Origin of the sequence: Burkholderia sp. AU6039, assembly GCF_002223365.1 — a bacterium.
In the GTDB taxonomy this organism is placed as follows: Bacteria; Pseudomonadota; Gammaproteobacteria; order Burkholderiales; family Burkholderiaceae; genus Burkholderia.
In genome coordinates, this window is record NZ_NKFK01000003.1 from 1437702 (window position 1) to 1457599 (window position 19898).

Annotated in this window: 25 protein-coding genes; 24 read left to right on the plus strand and 1 reads right to left on the minus strand. The window is 59.5% G+C overall.

What is annotated here, in order from left to right; genetic code table 11:
* Positions 1-29 precede the first annotated feature (29 nt).
* The 24 genes from CFB39_RS09290 to CFB39_RS39295 all read left to right on the plus strand — a co-directional run bounded on the left by CFB39_RS09290 (position 30) and on the right by CFB39_RS39295 (position 17380).
* A complete protein-coding gene (locus tag CFB39_RS09290; RefSeq protein WP_179257658.1) occupies positions 30-1268 on the plus strand; it encodes an MFS transporter in 1239 nt (412 codons plus the stop codon).
* 76 nt (positions 1269-1344) lie between these two features.
* A complete protein-coding gene (fabF, locus tag CFB39_RS09295; protein WP_218829805.1) occupies positions 1345-2628 on the plus strand; it encodes a beta-ketoacyl-ACP synthase II in 1284 nt (427 codons plus the stop codon).
* A gap of 70 nt (positions 2629-2698) precedes the next feature.
* Complete coding sequence (locus tag CFB39_RS09300) at positions 2699-3244, plus strand: helix-turn-helix domain-containing protein (RefSeq protein ID WP_218829804.1); 546 nt, start codon at positions 2699-2701, stop codon at positions 3242-3244.
* 166 nt (positions 3245-3410) lie between these two features.
* Positions 3411-4127 (plus strand): LuxR family transcriptional regulator, encoded by a 717-nt coding sequence (locus tag CFB39_RS09305; protein ID WP_089431111.1) that lies wholly within the window; start codon positions 3411-3413, stop codon positions 4125-4127.
* Between the two features lie 1489 nt (positions 4128-5616).
* Complete coding sequence (locus CFB39_RS09315; RefSeq protein ID WP_089472836.1) at positions 5617-5916, plus strand: hypothetical protein; 300 nt, start codon at positions 5617-5619, stop codon at positions 5914-5916.
* A gap of 28 nt (positions 5917-5944) precedes the next feature.
* Positions 5945-6241, plus strand: a complete 297-nt coding sequence (locus tag CFB39_RS09320; RefSeq protein WP_089472837.1) for a 4-fold beta flower protein — start codon at positions 5945-5947, stop codon at positions 6239-6241.
* 98 nt (positions 6242-6339) lie between these two features.
* Positions 6340-6495, plus strand: a complete 156-nt coding sequence (locus CFB39_RS40160; RefSeq protein ID WP_179257659.1) for a hypothetical protein — start codon at positions 6340-6342, stop codon at positions 6493-6495.
* Positions 6496-6793: 298 nt separating this feature from the next.
* Entirely contained in the window at positions 6794-7222 is a 429-nt protein-coding gene (locus tag CFB39_RS40165; RefSeq protein WP_179257660.1) for a hypothetical protein, read from the plus strand.
* Between the two features lie 23 nt (positions 7223-7245).
* Entirely contained in the window at positions 7246-7467 is a 222-nt protein-coding gene (locus CFB39_RS09330) for a ClpX C4-type zinc finger protein (RefSeq protein WP_089472838.1), read from the plus strand.
* 240 nt (positions 7468-7707) lie between these two features.
* Positions 7708-8322, plus strand: coding sequence for a hypothetical protein (locus tag CFB39_RS39270; RefSeq protein WP_144030242.1), 615 nt, complete (start codon positions 7708-7710; stop codon positions 8320-8322).
* 78 nt (positions 8323-8400) lie between these two features.
* Entirely contained in the window at positions 8401-8964 is a 564-nt protein-coding gene (locus CFB39_RS39275; RefSeq protein WP_144030243.1) for a hypothetical protein, read from the plus strand.
* Positions 8965-9919: 955 nt separating this feature from the next.
* Positions 9920-10552 (plus strand): hypothetical protein, encoded by a 633-nt coding sequence (locus CFB39_RS09345; protein ID WP_089472841.1) that lies wholly within the window; start codon positions 9920-9922, stop codon positions 10550-10552.
* Positions 10553-10562: 10 nt separating this feature from the next.
* Positions 10563-10757 carry a hypothetical protein gene (locus CFB39_RS39280; protein ID WP_144030244.1) on the plus strand — a complete coding sequence of 65 codons (195 nt, stop codon included), beginning with the start codon at positions 10563-10565 and terminating at the stop codon, positions 10755-10757.
* A gap of 47 nt (positions 10758-10804) precedes the next feature.
* Positions 10805-12295 (plus strand): hypothetical protein, encoded by a 1491-nt coding sequence (locus CFB39_RS09350; RefSeq protein ID WP_144030245.1) that lies wholly within the window; start codon positions 10805-10807, stop codon positions 12293-12295.
* A gap of 666 nt (positions 12296-12961) precedes the next feature.
* Entirely contained in the window at positions 12962-13204 is a 243-nt protein-coding gene (locus CFB39_RS41140; protein ID WP_089473259.1) for a hypothetical protein, read from the plus strand.
* Positions 13205-13220: 16 nt separating this feature from the next.
* Positions 13221-13415 carry a hypothetical protein gene (locus tag CFB39_RS09360; RefSeq protein ID WP_089472843.1) on the plus strand — a complete coding sequence of 65 codons (195 nt, stop codon included), beginning with the start codon at positions 13221-13223 and terminating at the stop codon, positions 13413-13415.
* Between the two features lie 253 nt (positions 13416-13668).
* On the plus strand, positions 13669-13941 hold the full coding sequence (locus CFB39_RS39285; RefSeq protein WP_144030246.1) for a hypothetical protein: 273 nt from the start codon (positions 13669-13671) through the stop codon (positions 13939-13941).
* Positions 13942-14606: 665 nt separating this feature from the next.
* The gene (locus CFB39_RS09375; RefSeq protein WP_089472846.1) at positions 14607-14963 is read left to right on the plus strand and encodes a hypothetical protein; all 357 of its coding nucleotides are present in this window, start codon (positions 14607-14609) and stop codon (positions 14961-14963) included.
* 12 nt (positions 14964-14975) lie between these two features.
* The gene (locus CFB39_RS40170) at positions 14976-15128 is read left to right on the plus strand and encodes a hypothetical protein (RefSeq protein ID WP_179257661.1); all 153 of its coding nucleotides are present in this window, start codon (positions 14976-14978) and stop codon (positions 15126-15128) included.
* A 393-nt stretch (positions 15129-15521) separates the two neighbouring features.
* On the plus strand, positions 15522-15791 hold the full coding sequence (locus CFB39_RS09385; RefSeq protein WP_089472848.1) for a hypothetical protein: 270 nt from the start codon (positions 15522-15524) through the stop codon (positions 15789-15791).
* A 21-nt stretch (positions 15792-15812) separates the two neighbouring features.
* Positions 15813-16577 (plus strand): DUF4145 domain-containing protein, encoded by a 765-nt coding sequence (locus CFB39_RS09390; RefSeq protein ID WP_089472849.1) that lies wholly within the window; start codon positions 15813-15815, stop codon positions 16575-16577.
* 21 nt (positions 16578-16598) lie between these two features.
* Positions 16599-16898, plus strand: a complete 300-nt coding sequence (locus tag CFB39_RS39290) for a hypothetical protein (RefSeq protein ID WP_144030247.1) — start codon at positions 16599-16601, stop codon at positions 16896-16898.
* Positions 16899-16922: 24 nt separating this feature from the next.
* A complete protein-coding gene (locus tag CFB39_RS09395) occupies positions 16923-17183 on the plus strand; it encodes a hypothetical protein (RefSeq protein ID WP_089472850.1) in 261 nt (86 codons plus the stop codon).
* The gene (locus tag CFB39_RS39295; RefSeq protein WP_144030248.1) at positions 17180-17380 is read left to right on the plus strand and encodes a hypothetical protein; all 201 of its coding nucleotides are present in this window, start codon (positions 17180-17182) and stop codon (positions 17378-17380) included. The genes CFB39_RS09395 and CFB39_RS39295 overlap by 4 nt, the downstream gene beginning before the upstream one ends.
* A 754-nt stretch (positions 17381-18134) precedes the next feature.
* On the opposite strand, the gene CFB39_RS09410 is transcribed toward CFB39_RS39295, so the two are convergent.
* The gene (locus tag CFB39_RS09410; RefSeq protein ID WP_089472853.1) at positions 18135-19625 is read right to left on the minus strand and encodes an ISNCY family transposase; all 1491 of its coding nucleotides are present in this window, start codon (positions 19623-19625) and stop codon (positions 18135-18137) included.
* Positions 19626-19898 lie beyond the last annotated feature (273 nt).

The following is a 19898-nucleotide window of genomic DNA, read 5'->3' on the forward strand; positions in this document are numbered from 1 at the left end:
ACGGTTGCCCGTCCGTCCGCACGCTGACCATGAAGACATCCAAACTTGCCATTGCGTCGCTGTTCCTGACCATCTTTGTCGATGCCGCCGGCATCGGCATCGTGTTTCCCGCGCTGACGCCGATGCTGCTCAACAACGAAACCGGCCTGTTTGCAGCGTCGGTGAGCGAGGCCACGCGCTATCAGATCTACGGCATCGTGCTGGCGCTCTATCCGCTGGCCATGTTCGCCGCGTCGCCGCTGCTCGGCGACATGTCCGATCGGTACGGCCGCAAACGGGTGTTGCTGCTGTGCCTGGGCGGCAACGCGCTCGGCATGCTCGGCACCGCTGCCGGCGTGTACGCCGGCAGTCTGTGGGGGGTGCTCGTCGGCCGCGCGATCTGCGGCCTGACCGCCGCGAGCCTGCCGGTTGCGCAGGCGGCCGTCATCGACATCAGCACGCCCGACACGAAAGCCGGCAACCTCAGCATGATCACGGCGGCGAACGGCGTGGGATTCGCGATCGGGCCGGTCATCGGTGGTGTGTTTTCCGGCACGGGCGGCGGTGCGTTCGGCGTCGCGCTGCCGTTCGTCATCGGTGCCGCCCTGGCGGCGCTCACGCTCGCGTTCGTGATCGCGTTCTTCTCCGATCGTCGCGCATACGACGGCACCACGCCTGCGCGACGCACCGGCGCATGGCGGCGCATCGTCGCGAATGCGGCATCGCCGGTACTCCGCACGCCGCTCGTCATCCTCGCGGTGTTCCTGACCGGCTACTACATCTTCTTCAACTACATGTCGGCCTTTTCCCTGTTGCGGTATGGATTCGACGCGTTCTGGGAGGCGATGCTGCTGTCGTTCTACTCGGCGTGCTTCGCCGTGTCGCTGCTGTTCATCATTCCCGCACTGGCGAAGGCGTTTTCACCGCGACAGAACCTCATGGGCAGCCTGATCGCGCAACCGGTCCTGATCGCACTGGTGATGCTGGTCGACGCCCCCGTCAGCCTCTGGGCGGCCGTGCCGCTGCTCGCGCTCGCCGTCTCCAACTGCTATGTCACACTGCTCAGCATCGCGTCGAACCGCGCGACTGCCGACGATCAGGGGCAGGTGCTGGGCGTCGTCTCGTCGATCAATGCGCTTGCCTGGGGCGTCGCCCCGATCGTGACCTCGTTGCTGCAGCCGCACTCGATCGTCCTCCCGGTCGCGACGTCCGCGCTGGTGCTCGTGTCGGCGTGTGTGCTGGGCGGTCGCTTCTGCAACCAGGCGGTCGAACTCGAGGTCAGCCGATGAGCCCGCGTCAAGGTCATTCACCGCGAACCAACTGGAGAATTCAATGAATCCCAACACTCCCCAACTGCCTCATCCGCTGGGATTGCGGCGTGTCGTCGTGACGGGGCTCGGCCTCGTGACTCCGCTCGGCGTCGGTGTCGAACACTCGTGGCGGAACCTGCTCGCCGGTCGAAGCGGCATCACGACCATCGATCGCTTCGACACGTCGAATCTGCCTTGCAAGATCGCCGGGCTGATTCCCGCCGGCAATGCGCGGGACGGCGGCTTCGATGCGACCGAATGGGTCGAGGCGAAGGAAGTCAAGAAAATGGATCCGTTCATCGTCTATGCAATCGCGGCCGCCACGGAAGCGCTCGACGACGCACAATGGCATCCGGACGACCGGGCGCTGCAGAATCGCACCGGCGTCATGGTCGGTGCGGGGATCGGCGGCCTGCCGGGCATCGAGGCTGGGTCGCGACAAATCGAGCGCGCGCCCGGCAAGCGGTTGTCGCCGTTCTTCATTCCATCGAACCTGATCAACCTGGCCGCCGGCCAGATTTCGATCAAGTACGGCTTTCGCGGCCCGACGCACGCGACGGTCACGGCATGCGCATCCGGTGCCCATGCGATCGGCGATGCGGCGCGCCTGATCGCGCTCGACGACGCGGACGTGATGATCGCGGGGGGCGCGGAGGCCGCCGCGTGCGAGGTCGGGATCGCCGGTTTTGCCGCGGCGAAAGCGCTGTCCACGGGCTTCAACGACACGCCGGAGCGTGCGTCGCGGCCGTGGGATGCCGACCGCGACGGCTTCGTGATGGGTGAGGGCAGCGGCATGGTCGTGCTCGAGGAATACGGGCATGCGCTGGCGCGCGGCGCCCGGATCTACGCGGAAGTGATCGGTTACGGCATGTCGGGCGACGCTTATCACATCGTCGCGCCGCCGGATGATGGCGACGGCGCGGCCCGCGCGATGCTGGCCGCCCTCAAGCGTGCGCGCATCGAGCCGGACGCCATCGACTACATCAATGCGCATTCGACGTCGACGCCCGCCGGCGATCTGGCCGAGATCGCCGCGCTGAAACGCGTGTTTGGCGAGCATCTGTTCGGTGGTGCGTCGGTGTCCGCCACGAAGGCGTCGACCGGGCACCTGCTCGGCGCCGCCGGCAGCGTCGAAGCGGTGTTCGCGCTGCTGGCGCTCCGCGACCAGGTCGCACCGCCGACGATCAACCTCGATCGCCCGGCCCCCGAATGCGACGGCCTCGATCTGGTGCCGAACCGCAGCAAGTCGCGGCCGGTGCGTTACACGCTGTCGAATTCCTTCGGCTTTGGCGGAACGAATGCCGCGCTGATATTCGGCCCTCCGCCGGCAGACGCCTGATCCAGGGGCGTGCCGGACACGCCCGTCCGGCACGCCCTTGACGCCACAGGGCATCCGTCCGGATAGTCACTTGCATATTAGAAGTCACGATGTTAGCCTTCACGCCATGAGAACGACCAGCTTTAAATCGATGGAGTGCCCGACCGCGCGCGCACTCGACTGCATCGGCGAATCGTGGACGCTCCTGATCCTGCGGGATGCGTTGCAGGGGTGCACACGCTTCGACGAATTCCAGCGCAGTGTCGGGATTGCGACCAATACGCTGACGCGCAGATTGAAACGCCTGGTCGATCAGGGCCTGCTGGAGCGCCGGCGCTACATGACGCGACCCACGCGTTACGAGTACGTGCTGACGCAGATGGGCATCGACCTGTTCCCGCTGCTGGTCGTGCTGTTCGATTGGGGGAGCAAGTACCTCGTCAACGACGGTGTCGCGGTTCAGCAGATCGATCGGGAGAGCGGTCGGGTGTTGGAATCCGTGGTCGTCGACAGGAATGACCTGCAGCCGATTACCGTGGATCGCGTCCTGCTCAAGGCAGGGCCGGTCGCGTCGGCCGCCGTGCATGAACGTGTCGAGCAGGTGCGCGAGCTGCGCGAAAGTGCGTCGGGCAGCTAACCGCTCCCGTACCGTCGGCACCAGCCGGACTCGCCCCGAGTACCGGCCATGAAATACCGGATCGACCCGCGCGGGCGCCGCTTGTCGGCGGGCGAGCGCGGCGTTTCCGATGGTGTTGATGCGTGCTTACGTTCGAGATCAGTGAAGAGTCAATACGGAGTTTGAATTGGTAGACGAATTCATGCCTATCCTTCAATCGCAGACGATGGAGGAGCTCGGGGCCCACGTGGGAAGTTTCTGCCGCGAGGCCGGATACCAAACTTATATGTATTCGGTTGTCTCGTCCGGGTCCGCCGGCGAGACGGCCTTCAGTCACATCATCTCGAACTGCCCGGCCTGGCAGGATGTCTACGCCGAGCGCCGCTACGCGAACATCGACCCGATACTCGCCCACGCACGCACGTCCTCGCTGCCGCTGCGATGGGAGCGCGCGATGTACAGCTCCGGTGAGCAGCGGTGCCTCGAAGCGGACGCGCGTCGCTTCGGTCTCGTTCACGGCCTGAGCTTGCCGGTGCGCGGCCATCGCGGCGACATCGGCGTGCTGAGTGTGGCATCCGACGGCTCTGAAGGCATCCCGGCGCACGACCTCGGCCAGACCGCGAAACTCAGTCTGCTTTGCGCGTACATCGAGGAAAAGGTCACCATGATCGCGCGGGAGACCAAAGGGCAGGGCACCACGCGGATGTCGGGCATGAGTTCGCGCGAACGGCAATGCCTGCAATGGTGTTCCGCCGGCAAGACGAGCTGGGAGATCGGCGAGATTCTCGGCATCACCGAGCGAACCGTGAATTTTCATATCGGCAATGTCGTTCGGAAGCTCAACGCCAAGGGCCGTCGTCATGCGGTGACGAAGGCCATCTCGCTCGGGCTGTTGTGTGTCTGACAAGCCCGCATCGGTTGACTTGCGGCTTGGGTCTTGGGTCTGATTGTTCCGTCAACCTGGTGGAGGGAAACGGAACAGTCATCGATCGGCGGCACTCGGGCCCTGACAGCGGTTAGCGTCCTTCGCCCGGTGTCCCGACATCGATCGCGTCCGCCTTGCCGTGCTCACGTGGCCTGCGGACGGACCGGCGAATCTGCCGGGTCGTCAACTCCAGCCGTTCCGCTGCACGCCATGGCTCTAGCGCTCGCGATTCTCGAAAGGGAGGGATGTATAAGTGTCGGTAGCTCGACAGGGCCCAAAAATTTCACGTTTGTAAGGGCCACTGTGCTGGGGCGCGAATTTGTTCGGGCCTGCACACTTCAAGTTGGGACGTCCAACGACTAGGGCTGCTCACCGCTGTATTGCCAACAGGCGAGCAACAGTGGGGGGCGTACTTGGGCAGGCCGCGAATCAGTCGGAAAATATGAAGCGCGCGAAGGATCGGTTACCGGCGAAGTGACCCTGAAGCGGTCGCGATCCGCGAGACCGGAACGTTCGTCGGTGGGAATGTCAGATTCAAGGTGATGCTGAAGCCGAACGGCCGAAAGGTTTTCGGCTACGGTCAGCGGGAGGCGTGGGCGTGGGCCGAAGCATGCCGCGCGCTCGGGATTTAACGGGAAGGAAAACGGAATGAACCTGGGAGCAATCTCGATCCGTTGCCCGCATTGCGGCGGACCCGCGGTGTGCAGCTCCAGCAAGGGCATGTGGTGTGGTCACTGCAAAAACGGCACAGTACGATAGGAAAACGCCGAAACAATGAACATGAATACGACGGGCAGTGCCAGTCGCATCCTCCCATCCTCGGATCTCTTAGACTGCTTGGCACCAGCTTATGAGCCGTGCGCGGGCTTGGCGGGTGGATGCCGAAACAAGGTTTCCTGGGCGCCAGAGCGCGGGCATGTGCCGCGTGGATACTGTGGAGCAATCGGGGAGCTGGCTGAGGTCCGTCTCGTGCTCGTGATGGCAGAGCCGGGTGACCCCCATCACTCCGAGTCGCATATGGACGACGGCTCTAGTCGTGGGCGCCAAGAATCGGCTGCTCGGTATGCCTGGGAGGCTTTCAAGACGGGGAAGGATCTGTTTCACCGACGCGTGCGCGAGCTGCTCGACGCGTGCTGGCCAGATGCAGATTTTAATACGCAGATGCGGTGGACTTGGATCACTGACTCGGTGTTATGTTCTGCAAGCAAGGAAGGCGGATCGGTGCCGATCAGTGTTGTACGCGAGTGTGGAGCGCGTTTCCTGCACGCGCAACTGGCTATGTTCCCGAACGCCGTAGTCGCTGCGTTGGGCAATAAGGCAAAGGAGCGGCTGCGATCATGTGGAGTGAGTGAATTTTTCGCTGCAGGGGCGATTGCCCCTCCAGGCTGCAATTTTCCGGCCAATAGGGCGTCGCATGAACGGCTCGCGGCCGTTGTTCGAGCAAAATTCCCTGTATAGGAAAGATCTCGTGGATGATCTGCGAAAACGTGTCCGGGAGGCTGTAGCGCGGGCAACCTGCGTAGCTTGCGGCGAACGGCCAGACAAGCCGGGCGATGCGCGCGGCAACGCGATCCGCTGGCAAGATTACGAGCATTCGGCCGCCGCAGTTCTGGTCGAACTCATGGCGGCCGAAATGGGCGAGCCAGGGCGTAGTGCAGTATCGCATCTGGCCAATGTCATTGCCCGAACGTGCGGAGACGGCCCCGATAAGGTGTGGATGTACGAACGCACGGCCAGCGACGCACTGCGCGCCTACGCCGTTTGCTGAGATCGGAAAACAACGTGAAGGGCCACGCATGGCGCAATACCTTTATGACCAGCGCGGCAACGCGGTTGGTTTCATCCGTGGCAAGTTTATCCACGATATGCGGGGCAATGCGATTGGGCAAATTCATGGCACACACGTCCACAAGCTAAGCGGCCCGTATGTCGGGGAGCTTTACGAAGACATGGTCGTCAATCGCCACATGGGCAACTACGGAAACGTCGGCCATAGCGGGAATCCGGGCAATGCCGGATCACCAGGTAACCCTGGCAATAGAGGGAGCGTCAACTACGGTTATCCGGACGTCTTCGCAGAACTTACTCGATAACGCGGAAATCTGCGCCTTTACGCCCGTGACGATATCGAGCGACAGCTAGCTGCGAGGAGACGGAAACCGGCATCCGCATAGAAAAACAAGGGGAAGCGATGTTCAAGTGGCTCTATGAATTGACGCACACGCCGCAAGAGGTTTGTGAGCGCTACGGACATATCGAAGGCAGCGTCATGGAAACGTCCGGGAACGGTCAGTTCTGGACCTGCGACCGTTGCGGTTTCAACGGTCACACACCCGAATGGCGTTGAAGTTCCATCCATCGGAAAACAATCGGCGCGCAAGCGCACGCACCGGCCGGATGCCGGGTTAAATCGAGAACGGATATGGCAACACGGGGACTGTATGTGCAAAGGCTTAGCACAGGAGTCGTTCATAGCGTCCAGGTGAGAGACGACGCGGGAATGGAGCGGCCGGTCGATCCCAACGTGTACATCAACCGGGGCTACGAGCCTTCGATTGACTCACTGCCGGACCTCGAAGACTACGACCATAAGCGCACCGTCTAAACCGGAAACAGTAAGGGCACATCGAACTGAAGGACGTCTTATGACAAGGCCGGAACCGGTCCGGGGCGCTGCTGCCGTGACGCTCGGAAACTTTGAAAAGCTGATCGCACGCGCGAACGTCGAGGACTCTGGCGAAGCACGCATCGGCGCGTGCCTTATCTTGACGATCTTCGAACAGTTCCGCGCGGCGATGTGCCTTATCGACGCCGGGCACGCGAGCCACAGCCTCGATGTCGAGGGTTGGCTAGGCTCGACAGCGCTGCTGCTCATCGTGCTGTATTTTCTTATTCCGGCGCTCTCATCATTTCATGTCTTTTCGCTGACGGCCGGCGCGCTCGCACTCGTCAGCGGCTTCTATAGCACCATTCGAGAACTATTCGAGCGGCACATGAGCTGGCTCGCCCCTGTTTTGCCGGTCACTTACTTCTTGTGGGGCGTCTACGTGCTCTTCCACCTGGCTTCCCGTTGAGCACGGAAAACCCGAGGTACGCGATGAAAAGCGCCAATGACCTTTTGCTTTGCGACTTTTGCGGAAACAGCCAGCATGTTGCGGCCCTGCTCGTGCGAGGCATTGGAGATGCCGCAATTTGCGATGAATGCATAGATACGTGTACCGAGATCGTCACTGAGCGTCGCGCGGAGAAAACGGCACGTAAGCCGACGATTGTCAGTGGCGCCAAAGCTTGGGCGGCCAAGGCCGTCGGGAAGCGGTAAAGGAAAAAGCGAAGAGGCGGGAATATGGGCGCAGCGGCACGTCACCGACGAAGCTTCTTGGAAGCGCATAGCGTGTGTGCCTTTTGTGGTGGGAATGCGGCCGCCACAACGATTGAGCACTGTCCGCCGCGCGCGATGTTCCAGTTTCGGCAGTGGCCGGAGGGATTCGAGTTTCCGTCCTGTGACTCTTGCAATGCGGGCTCGAGTGACGAAGATCTACTCGTAGCAGTACTGGCGAGGATGGATCCGTTCCACAATCGTGGGGACATGGACGGCAGCCATCGTGGCCTGATGCAAGCAGTGAACAAGCAGTTTCCGGGATTTTTTCAGAAGATGATGCCATCCCCAGTCGAGGCTCGACGGGCAAACCGTGACCTTGGGATTGCTCCGCAGTCAGGTCAGACACATCAGCAAGCGGGCCCTGTAAGGGTGCCTGTCGAATTGCACGACGCTGTCTGTGTATTTGCGCGAAAGCTAGCCAAAGGTATCTACTACCAGGATGCGGGCGCGCCATTTCCCAGCGACGGCTGTTTACTTCTCAACTGGTTTACTAACGCGGACCTACTTCGCGAAGGACGATACCCCGTCTTCGAGCAACTGCAGTCGTTGGCAGGCGAGGCGCCGCCCCTGAAACGGTCCGGTCGGCTTCTCAACGACCAGTTCGAATACAAACTTTCGAGTGCTCCTGATCGAAGCATTCTCGTCTTGCAGGCGAGGTTCGGATCCGCGTTCGGCTTAGTGGTGTTCGGAAGTGCCAGACCGGGCCTGCTCGAGAACATCGTGTCGAGAATTCGAACGGATACGGGGCGACCAGGACCGTTCGCGGTGCTGCAGTCGCCGTCGCTTGCGGCGTGAACCACTTAGCTAGGGAAATTGGAAGAACTCAACTGGCGGAAGCGCCCGCATCGGCCGGTAGCCGGGACCGAAGAAAACATGGAAGCTCCAACCCTGCTTGGCGTCGTGCTGACATCGACGGTCATCGCATCAGTCCTATCTGTCTTCTCCACTATGCACGTTACTGGACGTAATGCGCTGACCGACAATGTCATTAAGCACCGAGCCAACTGGCGAGATATGCTTCGTGCGATCGCTCGGGAGCTTACCGAGGCCGTCGGTACAGGCAACGTGCGAGCGATACGAGTTTTACGGAATCAACTTGCACTGAACCTAAACCCTGTCGATCAGGAGGATCAGGCGCTCGTCGACGCCGTTCGTGCGCTCGAGAGCTGCTCCTCCACTGAGCGGCATCGGAAGATGGAAGAGGTCGAGCAACGCATCGCTTTATTGTTGAAACATGATTGGGAGCGAGCAAAGTGGGAAGCCGCGCTATTCCATTTCGCTCGGCGGATGCCGAAACGGATACGCTATCCGATCGCGGCGACTCAAGTGCCCGATGCGAAGTCAGTCCTCCGTCCTCGAGATTCGCGACAATTGGTGCTTGGTGCAAGATGGTTGGTGCGGCGGCAGTTCTATTTTTTCTCACCGCCGGACTCCTGAAACCGTTCACAGATTTAGTGATCGCGTTTAATGACGTGAATCAAAATCATGACAAGATGGCCTGGATCGGGTTCGTCCTTGCCTCGACTGCGGCTGGCTTCATTTGGTCGATTTTTCATGTGATATTCAAGGTGTCCGAAAAGAGGCTCGTCGACAGCATGACCCGCTCAGCCTCCTGAGGCGATGGCCGTTGACCACACTCGAACACCAAGGAGAATGGAAGTAGCGTATGACTGGTAAAAGTAACAATGCGGATTTCCACATAGGGGTGTCGCACCCGCTCCATAGGGAAAGTGATGCAGGTGGGCCGCCTGTCGAACATTCGAAGCTTGTGTTGGTTTCCGAGTTGGCTGGTTACCAGCTCGATCTAGTCTTGGCTCAAATCTTGGCGGCATCGGGGCGATTGAAGGCAATCGTGGTGCGCCTTGGCCCGGGATACGTCGTGATGGAAATCGAGGTAACAGAGTCTCACTCGGGAGCACAACCTAAGCGTTGGCGTCCACGCGTTGATAGCGAAGACAGGTCTCCGTTCAGGCGAGAGCTGGCGACCTGGAGCGACGCAGATCCAGTCGGTAGCCTGCGCGATTATGTACGATCGAAGCTTGGGGAATGTGCTCGTGTTTGGTGGTGGGAAGAACCTGCTCGACGACGCAAATGACAACGGAAAACCCCGACGAAAACGCTTCGTTGGATACTAGCGACCTACTTGCCAATGCCGGCGCCCCTGGCGACGGCGCTGGACGCCGGAACCGTGCGTACCGTTCACGATGAGCGAGGCGCTACGGTCTACTTCATTGCACCTGGCGTCGTAAATAAAGGACCGATCCGCCGGGCCATCGCCCAGCGGAGGCGGTGGGAAATAGGGGTTGTGTGCGCGCTCGGCGTCGCCATAGGAACGGCCTTGGCGGGCGTCGCCCATTTCTTCACGATCTAATCGGAAAATTCGAGGTAAGCGATGAGCTACGACGAGCATGACGCGGCGTGGGACGAGATGTACCAACGCATCGGCGATGAGTTGTACCCGGAGCACCGCGTCCAGGCGATTGGCGAGTTCACGGAGGATCGACTGACGTCGTACTATCTCGCCAATCCAATGGTTATGAGGCCCGCCGTCGATGCACTCCAAGAAGCGAAGTGCCTGACGGCAAACGGACATCACTCAGCCGCTGTCGTATTTTTCGCGACGACGATTGAGTTGCTGTTGAAGGCCACACTCTTGCAGCCAATCGTCTACGGCTTAGTCCACAACGAGGGTCTCGCTGACATCATCGTCAAGCACGCACTTGGACAGACAGGTTTTGACCGCTACCGGAATCTGCTCTCGCGTCTTTTTCAGGATCTGGCCAATCTAGACATCACAAATGTAAGTCGAGATGGCGTTTCAGTTGCGCTCATTGATGAGTGCAGGCGCGTACAAGAACTGCGGAACGACATCATCCACAAGGGGTATACGTGCGACGCAGCTGCTGCCGACAACGCGCTCGAAATAGCTTTAGCGGTCTTCGATAAGATCGTTGTTAATGTGCTTTGGTCAATCGGCCTCGTTGTCGGCGAGAAGGGCCGCATCGAACGCCGGCAGATCACATAGGAAAATAGACATGAAAGTCGAAATTGAAGAGGGTGGCCTCCGCTATGTCGCAGACGTCCACGAAGTCGATGGAGTCGTCTCGGTGCACACGGATGCTGGAGGAGTACAAGCAACGGCTCGCGGTGGCAGCAGCGTCGATGCAATCGCTCGCATCATGCTGCGGCAACTGGTAAGGATTGGAAAGGCAGATCCGCTACCACTCTGACACGTCAAAGCGATGAGTCTTGATGTTACGCCTCCAAGAACGTGACTATGACGACTGAAAGGAAGACCATCGCAATCGATGTGACACTCTTCAGCCGGCAAAAAGATTTGAGAAATTCTCGAGGTTTTATGACATCACCGACGTCAGTAGATATCCCAGCGCCCGCAGACTGGCAACATTTTGAGAGACTATCCCGAGCGGTTTTCAGTGAAGCGTTCGATGCTAAGTTCACCCGATTCGGACGTGGTGGGCAGCGGCAAAACGGAATTGACGTCCTGGGGCGCCTGCGGACTGGTGTTTTGATCGGCGTGCAATGTAAGGGCCGCGCCTCATCCATGGGGAAGAAGCTTACGCAACGGCAAATTGACGATGCAATCGCAGAAGCAGAAACGTACCCTCGTCCGCTCCATGAGTTTTATATCGTCACGACCGCAAGCGAGGACGCAGTCCTCCAGCAATACGTCATCGGCCTTAGCGGAAACCGCCAGGCCGTTGGCAAGTTTCCGGTTACGCTATGGGCCTGGCAGTCGATGTCAGACCAGATTCGCAGCTGCCCCGGGGTGATGGAGGCCTTCTATGGACAATGGTGGCGCAAACCTTCATTGAAGTTCATCGTGACGGCCGCTCTACTGATAACTTCCACCGGTGCCGCCGGCATACTCGCCTCGCATCGTATCGAACAATGGCTCGCAGTCAGGGACGCAAACCGGAGTACGACCGTATCCGGATTGCAGCAGGTAGTCTTGACACTCGACGAACTGCAGGGTGTCTATGGGAAATGCGTCGAGTCGATGGGCGGCAAAGCCTTTGTCTTTCATAGCCAACTGCAAGGTAGTTGTATCAGACCAATCAAGTCGCCGCTCGTGAAGCTGGAGAGGCAGCGGGATCAGATGGCAGGCGTAATGAACACCGATGCATATACGGAAGTTGTTACGGCAACCGACTACTTGAACGCTGATTTTCGCCAGTTGCTCATTGCAGCGGACATGGCTCAAGGATTTGAGCGAAGCGCCGTAGACTATACGAAGTTAGCTTGCCAACACCAGAAGCTCCGTACTGGCACATCAGATGGTCAGAGCAAGCTACTTCGTGAGACGGGTGAAAACGCCCTCTCGATGCAGATGGCGCAGTACTTCCGTATGCGCGATTTCGCGATTCCTGCCATAGCAGCGCTGAAGGCTCGATTGGCAGTTGCATCACGCCTTCAGAACGCGCAGGATGTCCCGGGCGATCTCGTTAAGGAGGCAAATACCTTGCCGAGTCTGCTGCAAGAAGAACGGAACTTTACCTACAAGCTTCCATCTTTCCCTTTCGCGACCGCTCGCGTCAAACAAATGAGTGCAAGAACGCTCACGGTTTCTGGGCCAGCATTGGATCCGGTCGACAACGCCGTCTGGTCCTACACGGCCGAAGAAGCCATGTTCGAGGGCTTACGCGGCCATAAGGGTGACGTCGAGTATTTGATCTCATGCGGATTATTGAAGCCTGCCGCTAAGGTTCTTGAAAATGATGTTGATGAACAGTCGAAAGCGATCTGACTCTTTAATTGGCAGAGCTCGCCGAAGAGGCTGGGGCCAACTGTCCCTTTAGCTGCTATCGGCGTCGCAATGGTAGCTCGCCTTATTCGACAGTCGAAAGCATGAGGGGCGTGATGGGCGCGAAGCGACTTTCGCAACCGAAGCCGACGCGCTGGCGGCCATCGTTCGCTCGAACCACTGATGGGGCGGAAAACAGAAAATCCCATGTCAGCATCCGTAACCAGAAGCTTCAAATTCCAGTCCCGCAGTCCGCTAACCGGCACCTCGCGTACCTACCGCGTGAGCGTGACGTCGTCGCCGACCGGGTACGCCGCGCGGGTGACCGAGCTCGTGGCGGGAGGAGGCGAAGTGCCGGTGATGCTTCCGGACGGTCCTCGCTACGGGCTGTCGCCGTCGAACTTCCATGCGCTGCGCCGGCACTATCGCGGCGAGCTCGTGGGCGAGATCCGGGCCGAGCTGCGCCGGGACGCGGTACAGCCCATCAGCCGTTTGCCGCACGCAGCCGGCCTCGACGCGTGTGTGACTGCTACATCCGCTCCGAGCAAGAGGCGGAAACTTGGCCACAGGGCTATCCGGGTGCCCAGCACGATGATCTTTCCGATACGACTGCCCGGGAATCGGCCGCCGTCGTGTCGCAGCGATGACGGTAGCAAGGAAAACACGACGATGGACGCAAAGACGATGATCGATGACGCGCGTCGCTACCGCGAACAGGAAGCGCTGGTAGGTAAGGGTGGGGTTGTGGTGTTGTTTCAAGGTGAAGTTCAAGGTTGGGTGAACCAACTGCGCAACCCTGAGCATTGGCGACCCGGCTGCATCGCGGTCGATGAGCAAGGTCGTATGTGGACGGGCATCGCGGGTAGCGAGCGTGATGGCGCGCTGATGTGGCTCGCGAATCACGAACTGTAGGAAAACGGAGCAGACCATGAAAGCAGTTGCGAAAACCGAACGTCTGCCGCGATGGAGCGACTGCGTGGTGTTTGCCGGTTCTGGCTTGCTCGCGCTTCCCATTCTTTGGCTCGCGCACGGGGCAGATGCCGCACTCTGGTTTGGCCCCCGCTGGGGCGGCCTGACGGTTCCGGTGATCGCTGTAACTGTGCTTCGTCAACGCCGTATCTGACACTGGAAAACGTAATGCCGTACTACTTTGGATTGAGACAGACGTGGGTCATGACGACCGAGGGCATGAGGCCCAGCCCTGGATCCGCGGTGTTATCGCTCCCTTACGTTACGCGAGAAGTAGCTGAGAAATGCAGGGCAGCTAGCCGCGCTGCGGACATGGCGATGAGCCCCGTGTTTTTTGCTGACAACGCAGAGGAAGCCGAGCAGCAAATCGAGAGGATTACCCCTGGCAACTGATACGACGGAAAATAATGATCGCTCACCTCCTCAACATCGTTTCTGCGATTGCGGCCTTCGTTGCCGCTGTATTGTGGTTTTGGTCAACGCGGGTCGAAGTTGAGCATGTCGATCCTCCTGCTGATGAAAATGGCTTCATTCCCGGCAGCATCGCAATGCAGTCTGGCAGTGGCAAATTGGTTAACCCGTTCGCTACGGGTCTTGAACAAGCACGCTGGAACCGGTGGGCAGCGTTGGCAGCAAGCGCCGCAGCACTCTGCCAGGGCTTAGCCACGCTTCTGAGCTGACCCAACGGAAAACACAGGCAAGTGAGGACGATGTGGCCAGCTGCAAGGACATACAAACGATCGTGAAGCAGCGGCATGGCATCGTTGCGCAGACGTGCTGGATCGCGCACGTCAAGGAATTGAACGGGCTCCCACTCCGAGGGACTCGGACAGGGGAGCGAGTGAAGCCTTGCCCGCCCCGGTGGCGGCTGGCAATTGAGGAAGCCATGCGTCATTACGGCTGGCTTCGCTGACAACGGAAAACGGCAATGAAGCTAGGTTCGATGTTCAGGTAGGCGAAGGATCTCGTCGGCAAACCGATAAAAATGGAGAGAGAATGATGTCCACTTCGAAAAAAGCGGCACAACTTCCAATCGGAACGTTGGCTTGGCAGAAAGCCCGACTGCGAGAAGCAGAGTCGTACTGCCCTGTAACGCATAGCGATGTTCTGGATGCAGAATTGCCACAGGCGCCGGACCTGGAAGGTTGTACTCGCAATCACCGCACGTGTAGACGCCGGGAAGCCGGTCTGAGCCCGCGCTGCACAAAATGCATCAAGATTTGATGTCGCCGCTCGCGCCGACAATACAGAACGGGAAATACGCCGGTCCGGCTACGGGCTGGTAGATCCGCCGGCGCGGCCGGCACCATGGCAAACAGCGGTCTGACCAGGCTAAGGATGTGTGATGGACTTCGAGGTGATCCGCGACGGTGTCGACGACGCAAAGCCATTGCTCTATCAATGGGAGATCCACGATTCGCGGACGGGCGACTTACTCGCGCGCCACATTGGCAAGGCGGTGCGGGGAAGCAAGCGACCCCTGCGTCACTACGAAAGAAATGTGCGTAGGTTGATCGCCGGCATGGCGTATCGTAAGAGCAAACCGGACGGCTTCCGGCGTGTGCACCGCGCTCTCGCGGAGGCGGTGTCAGTGGGCCATCGAATCACGCTGACACTTCTGCGCAACGTCGGGCCCGATGAGGAAATCAACAAGGCAGAGCGCCGGGCGATTCGCGCCTCGAGCTGCACGCTGAACGGATAGGAAAACGCCGGCGTGGCCGGCACCAAGGAAAATTCCCCGGCGCGTGGCCGCCACATGCAGGACGAAGCCACGCAAGCGCTCATGGATCTGCTGCGCGCGGAAATGCGTGGCTGGCGTGATGCCGGAGCTGATACCGTGGACGTCAGCGGTTACTGGAAGCGATAGAGGGGAAACGCGAACATTCGTACGACACACGGGTTCAAGAAGCCGACTATCAAGGACAATAGCCGAGCCTATGTTCGGCTATTGGAGTATTTCGAAACACCGGAGAGCTGGCTCAAGTTCTTGGAGCAATACGCGATTGAAATCCAGACATTCGGATCGCGTTGGAACGCTGACTGCGAGGTACGTGTGATTGACAGGACGACGGGCGATTTGGCGGCCCTCGGACTTCAAGTGCCCAATCACATCAAGTATCACACCTTCGCGGCCGAGCGTAGCTTCTGGAACGAGTGGTATTTGAGCGCCACTGAGAAGCGGCATCGGGTCATTGAAGTTGGCTATGACCGGCCGTCGAAAGACGAGACCGTTCTTAGATAGGAAAACAGGAGCAAATGGATGATGATTCTTGATACCTTCCATCACAAAGGTGCGACCGTTCATGTCCGACTTTACGACGATGGTGAGCGCTTTGTCGTGCGAGCGACCGATAGCGTGGGGAAGCCTGTCAACGGCTACGTCTACTCCGTCACCAAGCTAGACGGAATCTCGGCGACTATGGCTGCGGATCTTGATCCACTGAAAGAACTCGTGAAGACCGCGCGTTCTGATGTGGAGTCGGGGATATGGGACCAGTACCTCGCCGCAGTAAGCGCCGTCAAAAAGTGATCTGAAAGCGGAGAAAGCCGGATGGAGATGCTCAAGGCACATTGTCCTCGATGTGACGGTGAACGTAATTGCAGCGTTCACGGCATGCTCGACGAGCCGTGGGAGTGGAGTGACGAGCGCAACTCATCCAGCGGGCAGATCGACCATCGCCTTCTGAAATGCTTAGGCTGCGATACAGTCTTCTACTGGCGAAGCAGTTGGGATACCGAGGACTGGGATTTTCGACTCGGTGCCGACGGGGCGCAACAGTTCTACCACCCTGTCACCGTTACGACGTATCCGATGCCAGAAAAGCGCAGTAACAGGCCAGACTGGATCTGGAACTTGTCGAGCGTGGACCCCACGCTCGCTACGATCCTGATGCAGACATACGAAGCACAGGCTGCGAGCGCATTCATTCTTGCTGCGGTGGGATTGCGTACGGCGCTCGATCGGGTGACGGAGCTTCTAAATATTGACCCTGGTTTGCCCCTCGAGAAGAAGGTCCAAGGCTTGAGGGATCGCGGCTTTGTTGGGGAGACCGAGGCGGATGTACTTGCTGTTGTGGCGGATGCCGGAAATGCCGCGGCTCATCGCGGATGGTCCCCTGACGAAATCGAGTTCAGCAAGTTGCTTGCAGCATTGGAACAATTCATAGCTCGGACCGTGATCAGCGGAAAGTCCGTCCTTGAGATCGCGACGCGTATTCCGTCGCGGCATCCGCGCCCGGCGAAAGCTAAGCAAAGGCTCCCCGCCGAAAATCCTGAGGTCAAAGCCGATGCCTCAGGCAAAGCGGGCAACGACTAGGAAAACAACCAGATTAGGCACATGACAGACGATGATCAAGAGGTTCCGCAAGGGTCCGCGGCAAGCGTGCGAAAGCTGACCATAACTCCCGGCTCTGAGGGCGATCTGCGCTCATTTGCCCGCGTCGAAGTCGAATTTGTGGAGGGGCGACCCGGGAGCGATGGCCCGACAAGCTCAGTTTCAGTCAGCCTTACTTTCAACGTCGATCGCCTGACGTTAGACCAAGTGAAAGACTTCGCAATTCTCCATGCGAAGCGACTGATGAATCGCTGTGTCACCGACCCGCATTTGAAAGTCGGCGACAGACGTCTGGAAGACTGAACCCGAAAACGACCGGACGAATACATGAAACGCGTGAACCGATTCGCGGAGCATGAGGGCTGGCAAATCGAGGCCTCGCCGATTCGCCTTGCTAAGCAACGACTCTTCGCATTGGGTGTGATCGTTTCTCGTGGGAGCGAGCGGTTCATTTTCACTGACTTGGGGAATCGAGTCTATCGATGGCAAGCCTACGAGCGCGGCATCGAGTGGGCGAGGCGGTGGATCGACAACAACTACCGCCTCGGCGTGAACAAGGTGCAGCATGGACAGCGGAAAAAGTCATGAGCACAAGAAGCCCCTTTTCGCAGCAGAAGCATTGCCCGGTCATTGACCAGAACGTGACGCTCCGGGGTATTCGCGTCACGCTCGGCGGTGGACCCAACGCGGTTGCTCAGAAAAATTGCAGCGACCTCGTGGGATGTACAGCAGTGAACGGGCCGGTGGATCAGAACTCGCGCTGCTTGCTTCACGCGCTCAAGTAACGGAAAACCCCGATGAAAACGCTTCGTTGGATACTAGCGACCTACTTGCCAATGCCGGCGCCCCTGGCGACGGCGCTGGACGCCGGAACCGTGCGTACCGTTCACGATGAGCGAGGCGCTACGGTCTACTTCATTGCACCTGGCGTCGTAAATAAAGGACCGATCCGCCGGGCCATCGCCCAGCGGAGGCGGTGGGAAATAGGGGTTGTGTGCGCGCTCGGCGTCGCCATAGGAACGGCCTTGGCGGGCGTCGCCCATTTCTTCACGATCTAATCGGAAAATGCCGACTTTGCTCGAACGAGGGAAAGGGTCACCGGAGGTGATTGGTTCGTCGGCGAATCGTCAAATGGATACAACGAAAGTTACATGACTGAATATCATGGATCGGCATCGCCTCAGGGCCAACGGCCGTGGGGACGAGGCCTGCATTACGCCTGCCTTCGTTTTCTTCGAGTGGTCTTGTGGCGTCAAGGCGCTGCATCCAATGACGTGGTTGATAGCCTAGTTGACGAACGGTCGCGGTAAGGCGCTTTCCAAGCTTCAAGTAGAGCTTGACTGCTCGGATGCGTTCTTCGTATGAGTACATGGACTAGCTCCTGATAGCCCAAGAATTCCGCCGCACCCCCGAACACGACATTAGGATATGGCCGCTACAACCAATGTCATACCCGGATTCAGATGTCCACCTTCCAGCTATTTAAAAATGTCCGGTTTTGAGGTTGGTTTTGCTGCGTCTTTTTCCTCGTTTTGAGCGTTACGCAATGTCGAAGGTCGGCGCCTGAACGGGCAGGGCGCTCACGTTTGTTTCTCCAGCTTTTGCGGACCGACGGCCAGGTTTGGTTGGCGGCTTTGCGGTTTGCCGACGTTGCGCCAGCTCCACGATCACATGCTCGACGTCGGCCTGCGTGATCTCGCGTTGCTTCTTCTTGCCCGCTTGGGGTTCGTTTCGATCGGTCCGGGTTGAGTCGCCGCGATGCGTTCGTGACGGCGCTTTGCCAATTCGGCTGTTATCACGTTGCGCCTGAAGCGCTTGCGCGACCTCCAGCACATGACTCAAGCGCTTGTGCTCCACGACTGCGCCTTGATCGATTTCGGTTAGGCGATCGTACTGTCTGTAGTCCAATACCCGGTCGTCAGCCCGTAGTTCAATCCGTCCATCCGGGTACTCCCACACCTCGATCTGCCGGTCGATCAGCTTCCGGTTGACCGGCGTATCGTCCAGCAAGTACATCACCCGGTCGTACTGAACCGTGAGCGACTTCGTCACTTTCCGCGGCTCACGCCACGTCAGCGCCCGCTCCAGGCTCTCGTCGGTCCGTAACGGCCGATGCGCATTGAAGTCGCTCTTTGGCGGCTTCGCGAAGCGCGTGTTGTAGGCGGCCATGAAGGAGGGCGCGTAAGCGTTGGCGTCGGCCACCGTGTTGATCTCGCGCAATCGCATCTCCTTGACCAGCCGATCCTGCAACGTCAGGTGCGCTCGCTCCACGCGCCCCTTGGCCGAGCTGCTGTTCGCGCAGAACGTGTCGATGTTCAGCTCGTACATCGCCCGGCCAAACGGCGTCACGCGATTGCCAGTCTTGCCCGGCTTCACGTTGCGAAACACGCTGGCCTTGTCGCTGTAAAACGCTCCCGGCTTGCCATGGCGTTCGATGTACGCCCGCGTTGCCTCGAAGTAGCTGAAGGTCGACTCCGTCTGCGTGAAGTGCAGCATCATCAGCCGGCTCGTCGCGTCATCCACATACACCAGCAGCGTGCAGGCCGGCGCCCGTTCCTCGAACCATCGATGGTCGCTGCCGTCGATCTGGATCAGTTCACCCAGGCACGCACGACGCGCTCGTGGCTGGTAGACCTTCGGGGGGCGTTGCCGCCGCGGAATCCAGAGCCCAGCATCCGTCATCAGCTTCCTGACCGTTTCCTTGGCCAGCCGAATGCCGTGACATTCCCAGAGCTTCTCGCAGGCCAACGTCGGCCCGAAATCGGCGTAGCGGTCACGGATGATCGACAGCGCCCGGTCGGCGGCTCCCGGGTCGAGACGGCGGTTGCCGGGCTTCGCTCGGTGTCCCGACACCAATCCCGCCGCGCCGTGCTCACGAAGCCGGGCGACCAGTCGGCGAACCTGGCGTGTCGTCAACTCCAGCCGTTCCGCTGCACGCCATGGCTTGAGCTTGCCGTCCGCTACGTCCTGAATGACCTTGAACCTGTCTAGCTCCCGCATCGTCATCGTGATCCGCTCCGTTGCAGCCATTGCAGCCTCCGGCGCCGGACACCCGGCGGCCGGTCAGCTTACGCGGCCCGAAAGCGGACATTTCTATGTAGCCAAAAGCGGACATTTCAATCTAGCCACTACAGTGCGAAAAAGCGATAATGTTGATTATGTCAAATACGATATTTCGCCTGCAGACGTCGTGTGGCCAGCGTAGATAAACCGCGAGATACATCACCCGCACCAGGCAACTGACCCGAGCACGGCTCCCGCGGCTTCGACCTCTCACTTCCCCGACGCAATCTTCTGGAGCTC

What these genes read in the sequence shown, in the direction of transcription:
- CFB39_RS41140 (WP_089473259.1), top strand. Translation starts at nt 12,962, where the DNA reads ATGGACGCAAAGACGATGATCGATGACGCGCGTCGCTACCGCGAACAG.
- CFB39_RS39270 (WP_144030242.1), top strand. Translation starts at nt 7,708, where the DNA reads ATGGATCCGTTCCACAATCGTGGGGACATGGACGGCAGCCATCGTGGC.
- CFB39_RS09410 (WP_089472853.1), bottom strand. Translation starts at nt 19,625, where the DNA reads ATGGCTGCAACGGAGCGGATCACGATGACGATGCGGGAGCTAGACAGG.
- CFB39_RS40160 (WP_179257659.1), top strand. Translation starts at nt 6,340, where the DNA reads ATGTTCAAGTGGCTCTATGAATTGACGCACACGCCGCAAGAGGTTTGT.
- CFB39_RS09395 (WP_089472850.1), top strand. Translation starts at nt 16,923, where the DNA reads ATGAAACGCGTGAACCGATTCGCGGAGCATGAGGGCTGGCAAATCGAG.
- CFB39_RS39285 (WP_144030246.1), top strand. Translation starts at nt 13,669, where the DNA reads ATGATCGCTCACCTCCTCAACATCGTTTCTGCGATTGCGGCCTTCGTT.
- CFB39_RS09290 (WP_179257658.1), top strand. Translation starts at nt 30, where the DNA reads ATGAAGACATCCAAACTTGCCATTGCGTCGCTGTTCCTGACCATCTTT.
- CFB39_RS09320 (WP_089472837.1), top strand. Translation starts at nt 5,945, where the DNA reads ATGGCGCAATACCTTTATGACCAGCGCGGCAACGCGGTTGGTTTCATC.
- CFB39_RS39280 (WP_144030244.1), top strand. Translation starts at nt 10,563, where the DNA reads ATGAAAGTCGAAATTGAAGAGGGTGGCCTCCGCTATGTCGCAGACGTC.
- CFB39_RS39275 (WP_144030243.1), top strand. Translation starts at nt 8,401, where the DNA reads ATGGAAGCTCCAACCCTGCTTGGCGTCGTGCTGACATCGACGGTCATC.
- CFB39_RS09360 (WP_089472843.1), top strand. Translation starts at nt 13,221, where the DNA reads ATGAAAGCAGTTGCGAAAACCGAACGTCTGCCGCGATGGAGCGACTGC.
- CFB39_RS09385 (WP_089472848.1), top strand. Translation starts at nt 15,522, where the DNA reads ATGATGATTCTTGATACCTTCCATCACAAAGGTGCGACCGTTCATGTC.
- CFB39_RS09345 (WP_089472841.1), top strand. Translation starts at nt 9,920, where the DNA reads ATGAGCTACGACGAGCATGACGCGGCGTGGGACGAGATGTACCAACGC.
- CFB39_RS09375 (WP_089472846.1), top strand. Translation starts at nt 14,607, where the DNA reads ATGGACTTCGAGGTGATCCGCGACGGTGTCGACGACGCAAAGCCATTG.
- CFB39_RS39290 (WP_144030247.1), top strand. Translation starts at nt 16,599, where the DNA reads ATGACAGACGATGATCAAGAGGTTCCGCAAGGGTCCGCGGCAAGCGTG.
- CFB39_RS40165 (WP_179257660.1), top strand. Translation starts at nt 6,794, where the DNA reads ATGACAAGGCCGGAACCGGTCCGGGGCGCTGCTGCCGTGACGCTCGGA.
- CFB39_RS09390 (WP_089472849.1), top strand. Translation starts at nt 15,813, where the DNA reads ATGGAGATGCTCAAGGCACATTGTCCTCGATGTGACGGTGAACGTAAT.
- CFB39_RS39295 (WP_144030248.1), top strand. Translation starts at nt 17,180, where the DNA reads ATGAGCACAAGAAGCCCCTTTTCGCAGCAGAAGCATTGCCCGGTCATT.
- CFB39_RS09330 (WP_089472838.1), top strand. Translation starts at nt 7,246, where the DNA reads ATGAAAAGCGCCAATGACCTTTTGCTTTGCGACTTTTGCGGAAACAGC.
- CFB39_RS09350 (WP_144030245.1), top strand. Translation starts at nt 10,805, where the DNA reads ATGACGACTGAAAGGAAGACCATCGCAATCGATGTGACACTCTTCAGC.